Below are 18,493 nucleotides of genomic sequence, written 5' to 3'. Positions count from 1 at the left end.
CGGGGGCGGCGTCGTCCGCTGGTGATCAGAGGGTGGCGCTGCTCCGACGACGCGCGACCACGACGGCCGCCCCGAGCGCCAGGAGGAGGAACGCGAGCGCACCGGCCGACCAGATCACGGCCCCATCGGCACCCGTGACGGCGAGTCCGTCGCCGTCCTGCCCGCCGCCCGGCCCGGCAGCGAGCGTGAACTCGGCCCAGCCCAGCAGGTCGCCCCCGGCGTCGAGCACGGCGATGCGGTGCTCGCCCGCCTCGAGGCCCGACGGGAGCGTGACGGTCGCGCTGCCCTCTGCGTCGGCGTGCACCCACCCGAGCGCCGTGGGCGTCGAGTATACGTAGACGTAGTGCCACGCGTCCGGCTCGAGCCCGCCGAGCGTCGCGACTCGACCGGAGACCGTCACCGTGATGCGGTCCTGGAAGGCGTCGGGCAACTCGTCACCCGTCTCGGCCGGAGCGGCCGGCGTGAACGAAGGCGCTCCGGGGTCGGTCGGATCGGTGGGCGGATCCGTCGGGTCCGTCGGCGGGTCGGTCGGATCGGTGGGCGGATCCGTCGGGTCCGTGGGATCGGTCGGGTCCGTCGGCTCGGTCAGCCCGTCGATCGCCGCGCGGAGCCCGTCGAACGCACCGACGTACGTCTCGTACGATGCGCCGTCCTCGACCGCGCGCGCCGTCTCGATCGCAGCGACGAGGGCCGCGACGGATTCGGGCGTGTACGGCGCCGTGTCGATCGCCCCCGCTTCCGAGATGAGCCCCGGGAGCTGACGCACGACCTTCCACTCGAGTTGATCGGTCGCAGCGGTCAAGATCCGCAGCGCCGCGTCGACCTCGTCCTGGCGCACCTCCGGCGTCGCCGCCACGTCCTCGGCGGCCTCGAGTGCCCGGCGGAACGCGGCGAAGTCGATCGCGATGTACCGCTCCTCCTGCTCCACCACCGTCTGCGCGTCCGCGATGGCAGCCAGCAGCTCCGTGAGGTCCGCCGGCGTCACCTCGCCCTCGGCGGGCGCGAACTCGAACCAGTCCAGGTTGGAGACGTACTGGTACTGCTGCCCGGCAACGGGGTCGGAGTGCATCACGACGACCAGTGTGTGACGTCCGGAGACGGGCTTCTCGAGATCGACCGTCGTGGTCACGTAGTTGCCCCAGCCGCCGGTCTTCGGCAGCGCGACGTCAGCGACCCTGTTCGCCTCGGTCGGCTCGTCGAGGTAGAACTCGAGACGGGGGTTCGCGCCGACGCGCTCATCCCGGGTGGACGTGCGAACCGTGAGCGTGCTCTGTTCCCCGGCGCCGAAGTCCACGTCCGCGTAGGTCAGTCGACCGCCGTCGTACGTGCCACCGACGTTGCCCGACGGGCTCGCGCCCTCCGCCACGAGCGTCCCGCCGCTCGAGCCCGTGAAGCCCTCGGCCTCGATCCGTACCGGCTCGACCGGAGCGGCCTCGGTCGCCGCGAGGAGCGTGACCCGGTCGATCTCGATCGTTCCCGTGTCGAGTCGGAGGCTCAGGGTGGGATCCCATGCGGCGAGCTGCTCGACGGTCACGGCGGAGGTGAGGACACCCGAGCGGAGCTTCCGCCAGGAGCCGTCCTCCTCCATCCACGACGTGATCACGCCGTCGGCGACGACGGTCGCGAACCGGTCGCCGGGGTTCCACTGCACTCCTGTGAGCGAACCGGCACCGCTGTCCTTGCCCTGACCGTCGACCCAGAAGTCCATGCCGGTCTCGGCGCGCGTGTTGTTGAACCAGCTGTGCGCGCGGTTCGTGGGCCCGTCGGTGAGACCGATGAAGAGACTGTCCTCCGGAGCCTTCGTTCCGGCGAAGCTCTTCGGCTCGACGACGAGGGCGAAGTCATCCCCGCCACTCACCGGAAGGGCGACGTGGCTGAAGCGGCGCCCGTCGGCCTCGGCCGTGAGGGTGCCGGCTGCGGTGTCAACGGAGACGTCCGCGGAGGACTCGGTCACGTCGCCGAACACCGTGTACTCAGCCGAGCGATCCGTCGAGAAGTCGTCGTCGAACAGGACCTCGCCGTAGAGCGTGTCGCCGAGGCGCACCTCGTCCGACGGGTCGGCGATCGTGAGCGCCGCGGCCGCGCGGGTCAGCGTGCTGTAGGCGGACTGGAGCTGCTCGTCCGTCGCCTCCTCGTCCGCGAGCACGGCCTTCGCCGCGTCTCGCGCCGAACTGAACACCGCGAACGAGCCGGCCGTGTAGCCACCCTCCACGACGAGGTCGGCCTCCTCGACGAGGGCGGTGAGCTTGGCGCGCCACTGCTGGTCCACCGCGATCGTGAAGGTACCGAGTCCGGAGATGCCGTCGCCGCTCAGTTCCGTGGCGCGTACTCCGGAGAGCGCCGCATCCGTGAAGGCGAGGGCGAACTGAGCCCGCTGGGCGTCACCGAGCGAGCCGAGCAGTCGCAGATCGACCGTCTCGTCGTTCCGCTTCACGGCCGTCGCCCTGATCCCGTCCGGAAGTCCTGGCACCGCGAGGTCGCCGTCCGCGACGAGGTCGCGTCCCGCGGCTCCCGCGAACGTCGCACCGCTCAGCGTGAGCGCCACCGTCGTGTCGACCGTGCCGTCGGCGGACGCCGTCAGCGTCGTGTCCCCGGCCTGCAGCGCGGCACCGTCGAACGTGACCTTGAACGCGAATTCACGCGACCCGGTCGACGGCTTCCGACTGAACGCCGCATCGGCGATGCTCAGCTCGAGGTCGTCGATGCTGTCGAGTATGCCGTGGTCGTCGGCCTGGCCGACGAGGGACAGGGCGACGCCGCGGTCACCGGTGCGCTTCGCCACGAGGCTCAGCCCGGCGGGCAGGTTCGCAGCGGAGATCCCACCGTTCGCGGCGAGGTCGTCGCCGTTCTTGCCCGCGAACGTGCCATTGGTGATCGTCAGGGCGATCTCGTTCCCGATGGAACCGTCAGAAGCATCGGACTCGGAGAACAGCCGAGAGGAGACGGCGATCGCGCCCGTCTTGTCGTAGACCGAGCTCGGGAGCACGTCGCTCAGCGACGACGGCGCGACACCGTCGGCCGCCCAGTCGGACGCGTCGTCGCCCATCTCGAAGGCGAGTTCACCACCGGCCGTGAGCTGGTCGTACGTGATCCACGTGCGCTCGAAGTCCTGCCCGTTGAGGGCGGCCGACTGGATGTAGTAGTCGTCGGGCGAGACGCCGTTCGCGCTGATGTCGAACGAGCGGCCCGACTCGTAGCTGATGTGCACGTTCTCGAAGAACGGCGTGCCGATCTGGTATTCATCGGAGCCCGCCTGCACCGGGTAGAGGCCGAGCGCCGCGGCGACGAACGTCGCCGACATCGCACCGGTGTCGTTGTCCTGCGTGGGCAGGAAACCCTGAGGGGCGTTCTTGTAGACCTTCGTCTTGATCGGCGGCCGGAACTCCCCGCCGCTCGTCGGATACTCGCCCGTCGACCCGGTCGCGATATACCGGTTCCAGGTCTCCTTCGTGTAGAGGTCGCGCACCCACTTCTGCGTCTTCGACGGCGCACCAACGTAGTTGAAGAGGTACGGCACTTGCAGGTCGGTCTCGTTCGCGCTCGAGAACAGCATGCGTCCGCCGTCGTTCGGCGCCTGCTCTCCGAACATGAAGCTGAGCGCCGAGAGGGTCTCGTCCTCTCCGCCCATGAGGTCGATCATGCCGCCCATGTCGCTCGCGACCGTCCAGTTGTACTGCCACAGCGTCCCCTGGTAGACGTTGCCGGCTTCGAACGCCTCCGGATTCGCGTTCACCCAGTTGCCGTTCGCGTCCTTCGGGAACACGAGGCCGACGGTGTCGCCGTCGGCGACGGTCACGGCGTCGTCCTTGTAGAGGTTCGTCCAGTTCGCCGCGCGCAAGCGGAAGCTCTGCGCCTCGTCCGTCTTCCCGAGCGCGTCGGCGATCGTCGCGAGCGCCGTGTCGTCGTACGCTGCGCCGAGCGTGTCGTCGACCTCGTTCGCGATGTAGCCGCGCTTGACGTTGTCGGGGTTGCTGTAGCCGCCGGCCGACTGGGAGACGAGCGCCGGCCACGCATCCGCGAGCCCGCGCAGCTCCGCTCCCTTCGCGACGGCGTCCGCGATCACGACGACCGCACGCTCGAAGCGGACGGTCGGCACGGAGTGCACGGCGCCCGAGAGGGAGTTCTTGCCGCTCTTCGCGAACGTGCCGAAGAGATCGACGAGCGACTGCGCCTGGTCGCGGAAGACCTCGGGGTACCCGATCGCGAGGACCTCGAACTTGCGGAAGTCGTCCCACGTGCCCCAGCCGTCGTAGTGCGTGTAGCCGTCGGCCTCGTAGATCTCACCGTCGAGCCCGCGGTAGGTGCCGCTCGTGCTCGTCGCATTCACGGGCTGCCCGAAGAGGCGGTAGAGGTGCGTGTAGAACAGCTTCGCGAGGTCGCCGTCGGGGTCGCTCGTCTCCGAGGCGGAGACGGCGAGGCGCCCGAGGATCTCGTTCCAGTCGGCCTTCGTGTCCGCGCGGACGTCCTCGAAGGTGCGGTCGCCCATCTCGACGGCGAGATCGCTCTTCGCCTGAGCTGCGCTGATCGGCGAGACCGCGACCCGGAGGCCCACCTGCTGTCCGGCCGTCACGTCGAAGTCGAGGATCGCGCCGAGGTTGGTGCCGTCCTGGTGCGTCGCGGTCCCGAGGGTGCCGGAGGCTCCCCAGGTACGGGCGTTGGCGACGGCGGTCGTCGTCTCCGCGTAGTAGTACATCGCGTAGTCGTAGCCGTTGAAGTGGCCGCCGATCGTTCCCGAGAGGGCCACGCGACCGTCACCGAGCTTCGCGACGTCGAGCGACGCGTCGTTGCGGCGGGTGAAGTTGTTGCGCAGGTCGACGACGAGCGAGGCCTTTCCCGCCTGCGGGAAGGTGAAGCGGTCCTGGCCGGTACGGACGTCGGTCGTCGCCTCCGCGAGGATCGGGCCCTTGTCGGTCTCGAGCTCGACGCCGTAGTAGCCGGGCTCGGCCTCCTCGGCGTCGTGACTGTAGTCCTTCGCGTACGACGCCGTCGTCGGCACACTCGAGTAGGAAGTGTAGGTGGGGACGACGAGCAGGTCGCCGCCGCCACCCGAGCCGCCGACACCGTCGAGGTTCGTGTGCGTGAAGCCCGCGATCTGGTCCTCGGCGTAGTCGTAGCCGCTGTGCGAGCGGCCCGGGGTCGTCATCGGGTTGATCTTGACGATCGAGCTCGGCGCCGATGCTCCGGGCATGTCCTGGCCGAAGTCGTCCTCCGTCGACACGAAGGAGTTGACGAGTTCGGTGAAATCGGTGGCCGCGGCCGTCGACTCGACGGCGGTCGCGGCGCTGGCCGGCGCGATCCCGGAACCGAGGAGTGCGGCGAGCAGTCCTCCGGCGACGAGACGGAGGGAACGGGATGACGTCGACATGCGTGTGGGGTTCTCCGGGGGTGTTGTGAGCAGGGCACGGCGAGGGGGGCTTCCGCCCGAGGGCCGTCGGGGACCGGCGTGAGCCGGTCCCCGACGGTTCTGCGTCAGCGGTCGGTGACGCGGTTGCGACGGGCGATCAGCAGGGCGCCGCCGCCAGCCAGGAGGAGGGCGCCGAGTGCGACGGCTCCCCACGCACCGGCCGCATCCGAACCCGTCACGGCGAGGCCGTCGGGGTCGGAGGGGTCGGCGGCCGCGAGGACGAGGACGTCCCAGCCGACCAGCTCACCCTCGGCGTCGAGCACCGCGACGCGGTGGGAACCGGCCGTCAGTCCGGTCGGCAGGGTCGCGCTGGCGCCGCCGTCGGCATCGGCCTGCACCCAACCGAGTCCCTGGGGAGCCGAGTAGATGTAGACGTAGTACCAGTCACCGGCGGTGAGACCGTCGATGTTCACCGTGCGGCCCGAGACCGTCACCGTCACCTGGTCGCGCAGCGACTCCGGCAGGTCGTCACCCGATGCCACCGGCGGGGACGGGGTGAAGGAGGGCTGACCGGGGGTACCGGGCTCCGTCGGGGGGTCCGTCGGGTCCGTGGGCGGGTCCGTCGGGCCGTCGGCGGGTCCGTCGGCTCCGTCGGCGGGTCCGTCGGCTCCGTCGGCGGGTCCGTCGGCTCCGTCGGCGGGTCCGTCGGGTCCGTCGGCGGGTCCGTCGGGTCGGTCGGGGCGACGACCGTGACGATGCGCTCTTCGGTGGTCACGTTGCCGCGGCCGTCCTCGACCGTGTAGGTCAGCGTGTAGTCGCCAGCCGTCGACGTGTCGACGGTTCCGTCGACCTCGATCTTCTCCGTGAGGTCGCCGTCGACGTTGTCGGTCGCGGAGACACCCTCGAGGGGGTCGAACTCGGAGCCCTGAGCGATCTCGCCGTCGGCCGGCACCGTCAGCTCGGGCGCCGCGTCCTTGGTGAGGGTGACCTCGTCGACGACGCTGTTCACGGGCTTCTCGGCACCGTTCTGCTGGCTGCGGAGCGTGCGGACGGAGATCTCGTCGTCCGTGACGTCGAGCACGGTGTAGTTGCGCACCCTCTCCTGGTTCCAGACGGAGGCCCACCAAGCGTCGGGGTTCTCGGTGTCGTAGTACTTCGATCCGCTCGCGGAGTTCGCGGTCACGTACATGACCTCGCCGTCCTTCGCCTCGACCTTGACGGCGGCCGGGACCTCGTTCTCGTCGGCCTTCTGGCCGTTCTTGATGAGGTAGGTGCGGGCGTAGTTGTGGTCGTGACCCATGAGCACGAGGTCGATGCCGAGCTCGGAGATCTTCTCCGGCATCGTGCCGCGACGATCGATCACGTCGCCGTCGTCCTGGTGCGGTCCGACGGAGTAGAGGGAGTGGTGGAACGCCACGGCCTTCCACTTCGCCTTGTCGCCCTGCTCGGCGATGACCTTGTCCATCCACGCGTAGTGCGAGGAGTAGTCGCGGCTGTTCGAGTTGAGGTTGAGGAACAGGACGTCCTTGTAGATGAACCAGTAGTCGCCGCCCGACGAGGTGGCCGATCCGGCGCCCGCCGAGAGGTCCTCGTTCGGGAGGTTGAAGTGCTGCTCGTACGCCTTCGATCCGACGTCGTGGTTTCCGTTGTTCGCCACGAACGGGAGCTCCCGCAGGTGGTCGGACTGGAGGAAGAGCTCGTACTGCGACTCGTTCGAGGCGCTCTCCACCTGGTCGCCAGAGGAGTAGAGCAGTTCGGCGTCCGGGTAGCTCTGCGTGGCCACGTCGAGCGTGTCCTTCCAGCCGGCGGCATCGCGAGCCGCGTCGCCGGAGGCACCGAGCTGCGGGTCGCCGAAGAAGAAGAAGGAGAAGTCGCCAGAGAAGTCCTGCGTGCGGAACGTGTAGACGTCCGACCAGCCCTTCTCGTCACTGCCGACGCGGTACGCGTACTCGGTGTTCTCCTGGAGGCCGTCGAGCGTCGCGTCGCGGAAGAACTCGCCGCTCGTCGTGCCGCCGGTCTTCGTCGTCTCGATCGTGCGGGCCGACGCTGGGAACGCGCCGTCGACGACGTCGGACGCCTTCGCGAGCTGCGCGACCTGCGCGACGTCGACGTCCGAGTACCAGGCGAGCGTGCGCTCGGCCTCGGTTGCACCGACACCGAGCACGAGGTCGGAGATCTTCGCCTCGGTGGGCTCGGGGGTCGGCAGCACGGGTGCGAGCGAAGCGAAGTCGAGGTAGATGTCGCTGCTCGTCGCGCGGTCCTGGTAGAGCGCGATCGCGATCGTGTTCTCACCGGCCTGGAGGGCGTCGGCGGGGATCTCGAAGCTGCTCGTGACGGGGTCTCCGCCGCTGTTGCCCGCGTAGGTGAGGTTCTGGTTCGCGGCACCGTTCACGCGGTCGTCCGCGAAGCCCGCGACCTTCTCGCCGTTGACGTAGACGCGCACGGCGTCGTCGTAGGTGACGGTCGCCTTCAGCGCGTCGATCTGCGCGAGTTCTCCGGCCGAGACCTCGAACTCGTTGCGGAAGTGGTAGGTCTCGACCGTGTCGGTCGATCCCGTCTTCGCGTACTGGATGAGCGTCTTGGCGGTGAAACCGCCGCCGAGGTCGGCGGCGCCGCGCTTCGAGCCGAACGAACCGACGGCGCTCTTCCAGGCGGCGTCGTCGAAGTCGGCCGTGGTCCACGACAGCGAGCCGTTGCCCGACGGGTCCGTGCCGTTGTCGGAGTAGCTCCAGGCGTCGGCCGACGTGAGGTACGTCGCGGGCAGGGGCTCTGGGGCGAACTCGAAGTAGTCGAAGTTGCCGACGTAGGGGTGGCTGGCGTCCGCCGTCACGTGCATCACGACGATGAGCGTGTGGGTGCCGGAGACCGCCTTCGCGAGGTCGACGGTCGTCGTGCTGTACGACTGCCAGTTGCTCCCGGTGACGGGAAGGGCCGTCGTCGCGATCTTGTTGGCCTCGGTCTTCTCGTCGAGGTAGAAGTCGAGCGACGGGTTCGCGCCGACGCGACCGGAGTTGTTCACGTAGCGGACCGTGAGAGAGGACAGGGGCGCCGCACCGAAGTCGACGGCCGCGTAGGTGAGCTCGCCGCCGTCCCAGCTGCCGCCGACGTTGCCGAGCGAGGCGCCGGTCGAGTCGCTCGACGTCTCCTTCTTCAGGCCGTTGCCGTTGTCACCGGTGTAGTCCTCCGCCTGGAGACGGAAGGGTTCGGCGGCGATACCGACGGCGGCGGCGGCCACGGTCTGCGTGACCGCTCCGGCCGGCAGACTCGCCATGGCGAAGCCTCCGGCGGTGAGGGAGAGGAGGAGGAGACCGGCGACGCCGCGTCTCCCGTTCCTGATCGTGCGTGGCTCGGCCGCGGGGGCCGACGCCTCATGGGTGGTCAACAAGAAGTCACAAGCCAATCTTGAGTTCGACAGGGGATGGGGACGCCACACGGGTGCCCTAGGCAACCTTCGGGGCTGCTCGTGACGCGCTCGCGACCGTTCGGTGAACGACGCGTGTCCCGCCTGTGAAGCGTGACGCTCGACCGATCGGCGACCATCCGTTTCCACGCGATCCGGAGGGAGGCCGCTCGAACGACGTCAGTCGAGGCTCAGGACCACGCCCGTCACGCCGGCGCGGACGCTCGTGACTCCCACGGTGAAGGCGTCGAGCCCGCGCTCGACCGTCATGCTCTCATCGTCGGTCGGCTCACGCGCCGTCGCTCCGGGCCAGATCACGGCGGTCACGTTCTCCGTCGGCTCCGCCAACTGGCCACCGATGACGAGGACCTCCTGATGGAGGACCTTCCCCGTCTCGAAGTCGAACACGCCCACGACGCCCTCGCCGAGGCCGACGACGACGTCGGCATCCGCGTCGAGCGCAGCGGCGAGCGCGTTCCCGATCGGGTCGTCGCCCTCCACGGCGGCGGCGAACTCGACGAGCTCCGCTCCGCTGTCGTCGGCGAACGCGCGTGCGGCGGTCAGGAGCGTCTCCGAGGCCTCCGAGTCGTCGGGGACCACGACGGCGATGCGGTAGCCACGCAGCTCCGCGATCGCCGACGGTGCCGCCTCGATCGTGCGCCCGGGCGCGGGGACGACGCCGGCCTCGTCGCCGGACGGCGTCGAACCTCCCGCGACGCATCCGACGAGCGTCACGGCGAGCGCGGCGGCCGCGGCGAGAGCGCCGGCTCGGCGGAGGGGACGAGGAGAGGTCGGCACCGCGTCAGTGAACAGGGGGCCGGCGTCGGAGAGGTGACGTGCGGGTGACCGCGCGGTGAACGACTCGCCGACGTCGGAGCGAAGACGACGTGCGTTTCCCCGGCGTTGGCCACCCGTTCACCGTTCGACGACAGAGTGCCGTGGGGCTCGGGACGAACGACCGCGCTTCCAGTGAAGGAGAACAATGTCATCCCCCCGTCCTCGCCGTCGCCACCTCACGGGCCCCCTCGCCGCGGCGGTCGCCGTCGGCGCCCTGGCGCTCGGTCTCGGTGTACTCGGCACGGCGCCCGCGTCCGCCCACGGGATCTCCTCGGTGGTTTACGCGGACATCGCGGAGGGGGCCGAGCCGGGGCACCTCGATGTTGAGCTGCAGCTCGAGTACGACCTCTTCGTCGTCTCGGCGGCCGACTCGGAACAGGTCGACCCGCTCTTCCAGGACGGCACGGAGGCATGGGAGTACGGTGACGCCGCCGAGCAGGCGACGACGCTCGACGCCTACGCCGACACGGCACTCGCCTACGTGGTCGACCGGTTCAGGGTGTCGTCGGGCGGGGAGGTCTGCGCGCTCGTCCCGGACGGTGAATACGACATCACCGAGCAGCAGGGCGTCCCCTACGCGATCCTGTCCCTCGACGCGGAGTGCACGGAGGGCGAGGGGGAGATCACCGTCACGAGTTCGCTCTTCCCGGACGACGAACTGTACGTCCAGGGCACGGAGACCATCCTGAGCTACGACCTCGCCGGCGGGTCCGGCAGCGCCGTGATCGACGCGGACAATCCCGAGTTCTCGGTCGGTCAGAGCACGGGGGTCCGCCTCTGGGAGTTCTTCGTCCTCGGGGCCGAGCACCTGCTCTTCGGTGTCGACCACATCTTGTTCCTCCTCGCGCTCATCGCGGGGTCGCGCCGCTTGCGCGAGATCGTCCTCGCGGCGACCGCGTTCACGATCGCGCACTCGATCACGTTCATCCTCGCGGCGCTGCAGGTCTTCACGCTTCCGGCCGCTGTCATCGAGCCGATCATCGCCCTCTCCATCGCGATCGTGGCGGCGTGGCCGCTCGTGCGGTTGCGGCGCCGCCGCGGCGACGCGACGGAGGAGGAGACGGCGCCGCGTGGCCCGCTCGGGATGGACCGCGGCGGTTGGATCCGCCTGGCCATCGTCTTCGCGTTCGGCCTCATCCACGGCATGGGCTTCGCGTCCGCTCTCGGAATCGACGAGCCGTGGTCCTGGTCGCTGCTGTGGTCGCTGCTCGTCTTCAACGTCGGCATCGAGGCCGTCCAGGTCGCGATCATCCTGGTCGTCTTCCCGCTGCTCGCTCTGCTGCGTCGGCGGTCACCGCGCGCAGCCCTCTGGGTCGCGGCGATCGTGAGCGCCGGCGTCGCGGTCTTCGGCCTCGTCTGGTTCGTCCAGCGCATCTTCGGCTGGGAGTGAGTACGGCGGGCAGTGATCGAGGCGCCCACAATCTCTCGAGGTGCCCACCGCGGACTGATTGACGGAGCAGTCATCGGCGGGTGACAAGGGCTCCCGAATCCGGGCACCCGTGGTCAGCGAGCCTGCGGCCCCCCCGACGCCGCAAGGCAGAGCAAGAGAAATTTGCCGTAGGCACGTGCCAGTTCCTGTCGAGCAGGCTTGGGCGAGGTGTGCGCTCGCCACATGGACCACGTCACGTGGACAGCCCTCTCAGCGCTCCGAACATGATCGATCGTCGTGAAACGTACGGGATCATAATCGTTGCTGTAGTCCGCTTCATGCCTCGCGTTCTGCAAGTCGATAAAGGCTTCCGCCACCGCGAGAAGCTCCGCGGGCACTCCACTTCCGCCGCCGCGGAGCAGCCTCACAGCAGCGCGATCCTCCTTCTTGGACGGCTTCGGGGAAGCCGCCGCCACGACCCACCGCGATGCCTTCGCGACTCCTGCATGACTGAACCAGCGACTCACGTTGGCGACGTCATCCTCAGTTGCTTCGGGGACCGATTGGAGACTCGCATGACGCAGTATCTGGTGGAACAAGGCATAGTAGGCGGTCGAAGTTCCCCGGCGAAGGTCACTCAGAGCGGGCCGGCCAGCCCCGCTTCCGGTTGCAAGCCGATCGGCTGTGACGAGCATCTTCGACGCCCAGATGGGAGAGGTCATCGTCCGACGGACGTGTCGCTGTCATCGTCCGCTACCGCCGTTTCGCCATCCTCCGGCTCCTCCGACTCCGCCACATCTTCGATATCGACTGACTCACTCAGCGTCGATACGTCCACATATGCCGGCGGAGCCTCGGGCTCGTCTATCGTCGCCAGTTCATACTCCTGGCGCGCCCGCCGCTTCAAAGCCTGGGTCGAGGAGACATCCCAGCCCTGCCGAGACTGCGGAGCAGAAAGATAGAGCGTGATCTTCCATCCCTCCTCGCCAGCGGGAAAGGTACGGGGATCCAGGTGAACGTCGCGAATCTCCACCTCACCCTCCCGCGCACCAACAAGTGGCGCTCGAAGGGATGCGAGAAGTTCGGTCCTACTATCGCCAGTCATAGTCGATTGTCCCATCCGGGCACCCTAACCCGCATCAGCCCTTCAGCAGCATCTCTCCACAGACCAGATAGGTGAAGAGATGCTTCTGCAGTCGCGGACGCGCGATCAGCCCCCCCCCGATGGAGTAGCCGGCCTCGGTGATGGCGACCTCGACGGCGGCGGAGTCGAGGGGACGGTTGACGGTGACGTCCACGCGCGAGACGCCGCTGGCGTTGAGGTCCACCGCCACGCCCTGGACCCCGTCGAGGGCAGAGAGTTCCTCGGTCACTGCCGAGACGCAGTGGTCGCACGTCATTTCGGCGACGAGGTACTGCTCGTGGAGAGCCGCGGCGCAGGACTCGGTCGTCGGTTCATTTCGGGGTTGATCGGTCGGACGAGTGAATACCCGCCCGGGGTAGCCACGGATATGCCTAACTCCCGTCAGTGGCAACCGAGGGCACTGTTCGATCAATGCTCCTCAGTCACGATCGATCGCCACGGCAGCTTCAGCGAGCAGGGCCCGCGCCGCCATGCCGATGACGGCACTGTAGGTGGGGTAGGCGAAGCGGACGTTCGCGAGCGTCCCCACGTCGACGCCAGCGGCCATCGCCGTCGTGACCGACTGGACGACCTCGATCGCGTTCTCCCCCACCGCGTGGGCGCCGAGGATGAGTTCGCGGCGACGGTCCGCGATGAGCAGGAGGAACCCGCTCTCACGATCGTCGATCACGGCGCGGTCGACGTTCGAGAACGGCACGCGCGCGACAACGCAGGCCGGGTCCTGCTCGCGCGCCTGCTCCTCCGTGAGACCGACGCCCGCGTAGTCGGGGTCGGTGAACCCGCCGGCGGGCAGGAGGTGGTGCGGCGTCCGCCGGTTGGCCTCGAGCACGGCGTTCTCAGCCGCGGCCTCGCCCTCGAACTGCGCGGCCTGCACGAGCATGTCACGGCCGTTCGCGTCGCCGACGGAGAACACGTGCGGGACGCTCGTCCGGAAGTACCGGTCGGCGGGCACCGCGGAACGGACGACCTCGATGCCCGCGTTCTCGAGCCCCAGGTCCTCGACGTCGGCCGGCCACCCCGTCGCCATGATGACGGCGTCGACGTCGCGCGTGAGCGACTCCTCGCCCTGCTTCCAGGCGAGCGTCAGCGTCCCGTCATCGGCGCGTTCGATGCTTTCGACGGTGGAGATCCCCGTCCGGACGTCGACGCCCTGCTCGATGAAGGCCGCCGAGACGGCCTCGGAGATCGAGGCGTCCGACGCGATGAGGATGCGCGGGGCGACGTCGAGGAGCGTGACCTCGGAACCGAAGGCGTTGAAGACCGTCACGAGTTGCGCACCCGTGTTGCCCGCGCCGATGACGGCGACGCGCTTCGGCAGCTCGGACAGCGTGAGCACGTCCTCCGGGACCGTCGCGAGCTCGGCGCCGGGGACGGGCAAGCGGCGAGAGTGGCCGCCCACGCAGATGACGATCGACCCGGCAGAGACGCGTCGACCGCTGTCGAGGACGAGGGTCGAGTCGTCGACGAAGCGCGCTCGCCCCTCCTGGATCAGCGTCACGCCCGCCTCGGCGAAGCGCTCACTCTCGCGCTTGATCGAGCGCACGGCGTCGACGCGCTCGCCGACCCGCTCGACCGTGGCCGCCCAATCGATCGAGGGAGCACCTACCGTGATGCCGTAGTCGCCGGCCGCACGCGTCTCGCGCATGAGCCGGGCGGTCTTCGCGAGGACTCGCGTGGGCACGCACCCGGTGTTGACGCACGTCCCGCCCAGCCGCCCGGCCTCCAGGACGACGACCGATGCGCCGAGTTCGGCCGCGCGGAGAGCCGCGGCCGTGCCCGCTGGACCGGCGCCGATGACGGCGACGTCGTAGTGGTCTTCATCGGAGGGACGGGCGGGCGACTGTCGATCGGTCATGCGCCGATTCTCCTCCGTCCGAGCCGCGCCGTCGGAGGGGTTGCGGAGGACCACCGACCGGCGCGTTGTTTTGAGTCATTCACGATTACCCGCTAGCGTGGAGACATGCCCACCGACCTCGCCGACGACATCCGGGCCGCCGGCCTGCGGGTCACCCGCGGTCGTCTCGAGGTCCTCGAGCTGCTCGAGAACGCTCCTCACTCCGACGCCGAGAGCATCCACGGGCTCCTCCGCGACGTCGACCCCGACATCTCGATCCAGTCTGTGCACAACATCCTCTCCGCGCTGGCCGCGGCGGGCCTCGTGCGCCGGATCGAGCCCGCGAGGTCTCCGGCCCGCTACGAGCGCCGCCTCGGCGACAACCACCACCACGTCGTCTGCACCGAGTGCGGAGCGATCGAGGACGTCGATTGCGTCGTCGGTCACGCCCCCTGTCTGACGCCGTCGTCGACGAGCGGCTTCGCGATCGCGACGGCCGAGGTGAACTTCTGGGGCGTCTGCCCCGACTGCGCCATGGTTGCCGAGACTCCCGCCGCCTCCCCCGTCGCATGATGCGACCCCTCATCGTTTCCGACCCCATCACCATCCCCGACACCAGGAGTCCATCTGTGACGAACCACACCACCACCAATTCCGGAGCCCCGGTCGGTAGCGACCAGCACTCGCAGAGCGTGGGAGCGGACGGCGCCATCGCGCTGACCGACCACTACCTCGTCGAGAAGCTCGCGCAGTTCAACCGCGAGCGGGTCCCGGAGCGCGTCGTCCACGCGAAGGGCGGTGGAGCGTTCGGCACGTTCACGACCACGCACGACGTGAGCATGTACACGCGCGCCGCGCTCTTCCAGCCCGGCGTCGAGACCGAACTGCTCACGCGCTTCTCCTCCGTCGCCGGCGAACTCGGCAGCCCGGACACGTGGCGCGACCCGCGCGGCTTCGCGATCAAGTTCTACACGAGCGAGGGCAACTACGACCTCGTCGGCAACAACACCCCCGTCTTCTTCATCAAGGACGGCATCAAGTTCCCCGACTTCATCCGCTCGCAGAAGCGCCTCCCCGGCAGCCACCTGCGCGATCACAACATGCAGTGGGACTTCTGGACCCTGCAGCCCGAGTCGGCCCACCAGGTCACGTGGCTCATGGGCGACCGGGGCCTCCCGTCCTCGTGGCGCCACATGGACGGCTTCGGTTCGCACACCTACCAGTGGATCAACGCCGAGGGCGAGCGGTTCTGGGTGAAGTACCACTTCCGCACGGCGCAGGGACACGACACCCTCACGCAGGCGCAGGCCGACCAGATCGCGGGCGAGGACGCCGACTTCCACATCCGCGACCTGCACGAGGCGATCGACTCGGGAAACTTCCCGAGCTGGGACCTCTCCGTCCAGGTCATGCCCTACGCCGACGCCGCCGAGTACCGCTTCAACCCCTTCGACCTCACGAAGGTCTGGCCGAAGAGCGACTACCCGCTCATCCCGGTCGGCCGCATGACGCTCGACCGCAACCCGGGCAACTACTTCGCCGAGATCGAGCAGGCCACGTTCGCACCCTCGAACTTCGTTCCCGGCATCGCCGCGAGCCCCGACAAGATGCTGCAGGCGCGCATCTTCAGCTACGCCGACGCTCACCGCTACCGGGTCGGCACGAACCACGCCGAACTGCCCGTGAACCGCCCCCACACGGAGACGAACAGCTACTCGAAGGACGGCGCGATGCGGCACGGCTACCGGTCCCCGCAGGAGCCGGTGTACGCGCCCAACTCCTTCGGCGGCCCGCACGCCGACCCCGCGGCCCACGGTGACGACCGCGGCTGGCAGAACGACGGTGAGCTCATCCGTGCCGCCGCGACACTTCACCCGGAGGACGACGACTTCGTGCAGGCGCGCACGCTCGTCAACGAGGTCCTGGACGACGCGGCGCGCGACCGCCTCGTGTCGAACATCGCGGGCCACGTGTCGAAGGTCACGATCCCGGAGCTGCGCGAGCGCGTCCTGCTCTACTGGAGCAACGTCGACGTCGTGCTCGGCCGCCGTGTCGCCGAGGCCCTGCCGCCCATCGCGGAGCCGCGCACGTCCCTCGTGGGAGAACCGGCCCCCGTCTCCCGCTGACGCGCGCCTCCTCCCTCCCCTGAGATACAGCTTTCGAGCGTCGTTGCACCGGTATACCGGTGCAACGACGCTCGAAAGCTTTTTTCGGTGGGGATGGGGAGGGAGAGAGGGCGATGCGTCACACCGCAGGATCGGAGGGCGGCCGAGGCCGGCAGGGCGCGGCGCCTACCCGAAAGGTTCGCAGCCCCACCGGCCTCGGCGGCCGTTCGATCCTACGGGGTAACGAGGCGCGGACAGTGGAGCATCGTGCGCGGTCCGGAACGGTCCACGACGTGTTGCGACATCGGGGCGCCGCAGAGAGGACAGGCCGACGCCGTACTCGGCGCCAGCGGTGCCTCATCGTACGGGCCCACTGGGGGCGGGCCGATGTACGGGAAGAGCATCGCGTTCAGCCAGTTGGTGAAGCCCACCTCGCGGATGCTCGGACGGGGCGGCCGCTCGTCGCTCGATCTCCTTCGTGCCATAACCTTTAGTGTACTCAGGAAATCCGGGTAGAGTGACGATCATGGTCACATCGGATGCCGCTTTCGATCCAGAACCCGTCGACTCCACCGTCACCCCGGATCTCCTCGCGCTCGAGAATCAGGTCTGCTTCGCCCTGGTCGTCGCGTCGCGCAGCGTGTTGTCCCTGTATCGCCCGGTCCTCGAGCCACTCGGGCTCACGCATCCGCAGTACCTCGTGATGCTCGCGCTCTGGAGCCAGGACGAGCGGTCCGCGGGCGACCTCGCCACGACGCTCGCCCTTGAGCCGGCGACGCTCTCGCCCCTCCTCAAGCGACTCGAGACCGCCGGCCTCGTGAGCCGTCGACGGAGCGAGGCCGACGAACGCGTCCTCGTCGTCTCCCTCACCGAATCGGGTCGCGACCTGCGCCGCCAGGCGGAGTCCATCCCCCAGCAGATCGTCGCGCAGCTCGGCATGGCGATGGATGAACTCGCCTCCCTCCGCTCCTCGCTGCACGCCGTCACCGCCGCCGCAGCCGCCTCCCCAACCCCGTGAGGTGTCAGCTTTGGTCGCCTCGGGGGCCCTGGAAGCGACCAACGCCGACACCTCACGGCTCTGCGGAGGGCCGGTATACTCGGGGACGCGAAGGGGAGTAGCTCCGAGCGCGACGCCTCCACGGTCCGGTCGAACCGTTCCAGGAGACGAAGCGCAGCGGTCTGTCGACATACTGGAGCCGTTCACGACGATCGGCCCCCGGCAGCCCACCCGGGGACGGGCGAGCGAGACCTTCGGCCACAACGTCCACCGTGGCCGGTCCTCCCTCGCGATCACCGGCCGCCCGAGCGGAAGCATCGCCGTGACCGAACACCCCACCCCGACCCGCATCGATGAGAACGGCGCCGCCGTCTCGCCCACGAAGGCGCAGGTCCGCCGTTGGCGCCGCTACCTCGCCGACGAGCGCGCCGAGGCCGCCGTGTACCGAGATCTCGCCTCGCGCCGCGGCGGCGAGGAGAAGCAGATCCTGCTCGGACTCGTCGAGGCCGAGGAACGGCACCAGCAGCACTGGATCGAACTCCTCGGCTCCCGCATCGGGCGCCCGATCCCGAGCGACCTCCGGACCCGCGTCCTCACCTTCTTCGCCCGCCGTTACGGCTCGGTCTTCGTGCTCGCGCTCATGCAGCGGGCGGAGTCGCGATCGCCGTACGAGGACGACGTGGACGCTTCGCCCGCCATGGCTGCGGACGAGCGCATCCACGGCGAGGTCGTCCGCGGCCTCGCCGAGCGGGGGCGCTCGCGTCTCTCCGGAAGTTTCCGCGCCGCGGTCTTCGGTATGAACGACGGCCTCGTCTCGAACCTCGCCCTCGTCGTCGGGATGAGCGCGACCGGCGTCGGGACGTCGGTCGTCCTCGCCTCCGGAATCGCCGGGCTCCTCGCCGGCGCCCTCTCGATGGGCGCAGGTGAATACGTGTCGGTGCGGTCGCAGCGCGAGCTGCTCGAGGCGTCGACACCCGATCCGGACGCACGGACGGCGCTCCCTCATCTCGATGTCGAGGCCAACGAGCTCGCCCTCGTCTATCGGGCGCGCGGCATGACGGAGGAGGAGGCGTCGGAGCACGCCCGCGAGGTCCTCGACCGGATCGCCCACAGCGCCGACGGCCCGCCCACAGGGGCGATGAGCATCGGGCACGACGCCGAGCTCGCGGACGCCCATGAGTCGATCGGGACCGCGTGGAGCGCCGCCATCACGAGCTTCTTCCTCTTCGCCGCGGGCGCGATCATTCCCGTCCTGCCGTACCTCGTCGGGATGTCCGGGCTCCCGGCGGTCGCGGTCGCCGCCGCGCTCGTCGGCGTCGCGCTGCTGCTGACGGGAGCCTCCGTCGGCATCCTCTCGGGGGCGTCCCCCCTCGCCCGCGCGCTCCGCCAGCTCGCGATCGGATTCGGTGCGGCCGCCGTCACGTACGCGCTGGGACTCCTGTTCGGCACCGCGGTCGGCTAGC

Annotated in this window: 12 protein-coding genes; 5 read left to right on the top strand and 7 right to left on the bottom strand. The window is 69.3% G+C overall.

Annotated features, from left to right (window positions below; translation table 11 throughout):
• Nucleotides 1–25: 25 nt before the first annotated feature.
• From ELQ90_RS02965 to ELQ90_RS02950, 4 genes are all read right to left on the bottom strand, one after another.
• A complete protein-coding gene (locus tag ELQ90_RS02965) occupies nt 26–5,365 on the bottom strand; it encodes a glycoside hydrolase domain-containing protein (protein ID WP_128493758.1) in 5,340 nt (1,779 codons plus the stop codon).
• A gap of 104 nt (nt 5,366–5,469) precedes the next feature.
• Nucleotides 5,470–5,886 (bottom strand): hypothetical protein, encoded by a 417-nt coding sequence (locus ELQ90_RS02960; protein WP_128493757.1) that lies wholly within the window; start codon nt 5,884–5,886, stop codon nt 5,470–5,472.
• A complete protein-coding gene (locus ELQ90_RS02955; RefSeq protein ID WP_128493756.1) occupies nt 5,841–8,729 on the bottom strand; it encodes an immunoglobulin-like domain-containing protein in 2,889 nt (962 codons plus the stop codon). Before ELQ90_RS02955 ends, ELQ90_RS02960 begins: the two co-directional genes overlap by 46 nt.
• Nucleotides 8,730–8,924: 195 nt before the next feature.
• Nucleotides 8,925–9,542 carry a hypothetical protein gene (locus ELQ90_RS02950; RefSeq protein ID WP_128493755.1) on the bottom strand — a complete coding sequence of 206 codons (618 nt, stop codon included), beginning with the start codon at nt 9,540–9,542 and terminating at the stop codon, nt 8,925–8,927.
• Between the two features lie 184 nt (nt 9,543–9,726).
• Here ELQ90_RS02950 and ELQ90_RS02945 point away from each other — a divergent pair, with 184 nt between their 5' ends.
• Nucleotides 9,727–10,971, top strand: coding sequence for a HupE/UreJ family protein (locus tag ELQ90_RS02945; protein ID WP_128493754.1), 1,245 nt, complete (start codon nt 9,727–9,729; stop codon nt 10,969–10,971).
• Nucleotides 10,972–11,668: 697 nt separating this feature from the next.
• On the opposite strand, the gene ELQ90_RS02940 is transcribed toward ELQ90_RS02945, so the two are convergent.
• The 3 genes from ELQ90_RS02940 to ELQ90_RS02930 all read right to left on the bottom strand — a co-directional run bounded on the left by ELQ90_RS02940 (nt 11,669) and on the right by ELQ90_RS02930 (nt 13,949).
• Nucleotides 11,669–11,983, bottom strand: a complete 315-nt coding sequence (locus ELQ90_RS02940) for a hypothetical protein (RefSeq protein ID WP_128493753.1) — start codon at nt 11,981–11,983, stop codon at nt 11,669–11,671.
• 106 nt (nt 11,984–12,089) lie between these two features.
• Nucleotides 12,090–12,350, bottom strand: a complete 261-nt coding sequence (locus ELQ90_RS02935) for a heavy-metal-associated domain-containing protein (RefSeq protein ID WP_128493752.1) — start codon at nt 12,348–12,350, stop codon at nt 12,090–12,092.
• A 162-nt stretch (nt 12,351–12,512) separates the two neighbouring features.
• Complete coding sequence (locus tag ELQ90_RS02930) at nt 12,513–13,949, bottom strand: dihydrolipoyl dehydrogenase family protein (protein WP_128493751.1); 1,437 nt, start codon at nt 13,947–13,949, stop codon at nt 12,513–12,515.
• 105 nt (nt 13,950–14,054) lie between these two features.
• On the opposite strand from ELQ90_RS02930, the gene ELQ90_RS02925 reads away from it, so the two are divergent.
• From ELQ90_RS02925 to ELQ90_RS02905, 4 genes are all read left to right on the top strand, one after another.
• Nucleotides 14,055–14,501 carry a Fur family transcriptional regulator gene (locus ELQ90_RS02925; RefSeq protein WP_128493750.1) on the top strand — a complete coding sequence of 149 codons (447 nt, stop codon included), beginning with the start codon at nt 14,055–14,057 and terminating at the stop codon, nt 14,499–14,501.
• 56 nt (nt 14,502–14,557) lie between these two features.
• Nucleotides 14,558–16,054: a catalase gene (locus ELQ90_RS02920; protein WP_128493749.1), complete on the top strand. Its 1,497-nt coding sequence runs from the start codon at nt 14,558–14,560 to the stop codon at nt 16,052–16,054.
• A 505-nt stretch (nt 16,055–16,559) separates the two neighbouring features.
• Nucleotides 16,560–17,051, top strand: a complete 492-nt coding sequence (locus ELQ90_RS02910) for a MarR family winged helix-turn-helix transcriptional regulator (protein WP_128493747.1) — start codon at nt 16,560–16,562, stop codon at nt 17,049–17,051.
• Nucleotides 17,052–17,352: 301 nt separating this feature from the next.
• On the top strand, nt 17,353–18,492 hold the full coding sequence (locus ELQ90_RS02905; protein ID WP_243695968.1) for a VIT1/CCC1 transporter family protein: 1,140 nt from the start codon (nt 17,353–17,355) through the stop codon (nt 18,490–18,492).
• Nucleotide 18,493: the final 1 nt, after the last annotated feature.

The organism is Labedella phragmitis (genome assembly GCF_004078635.1).
Classification (GTDB): Bacteria; Actinomycetota; Actinomycetes; order Actinomycetales; family Microbacteriaceae; genus Labedella; species Labedella phragmitis.
This window is presented reverse-complemented; position numbering and strand designations above follow the sequence as displayed.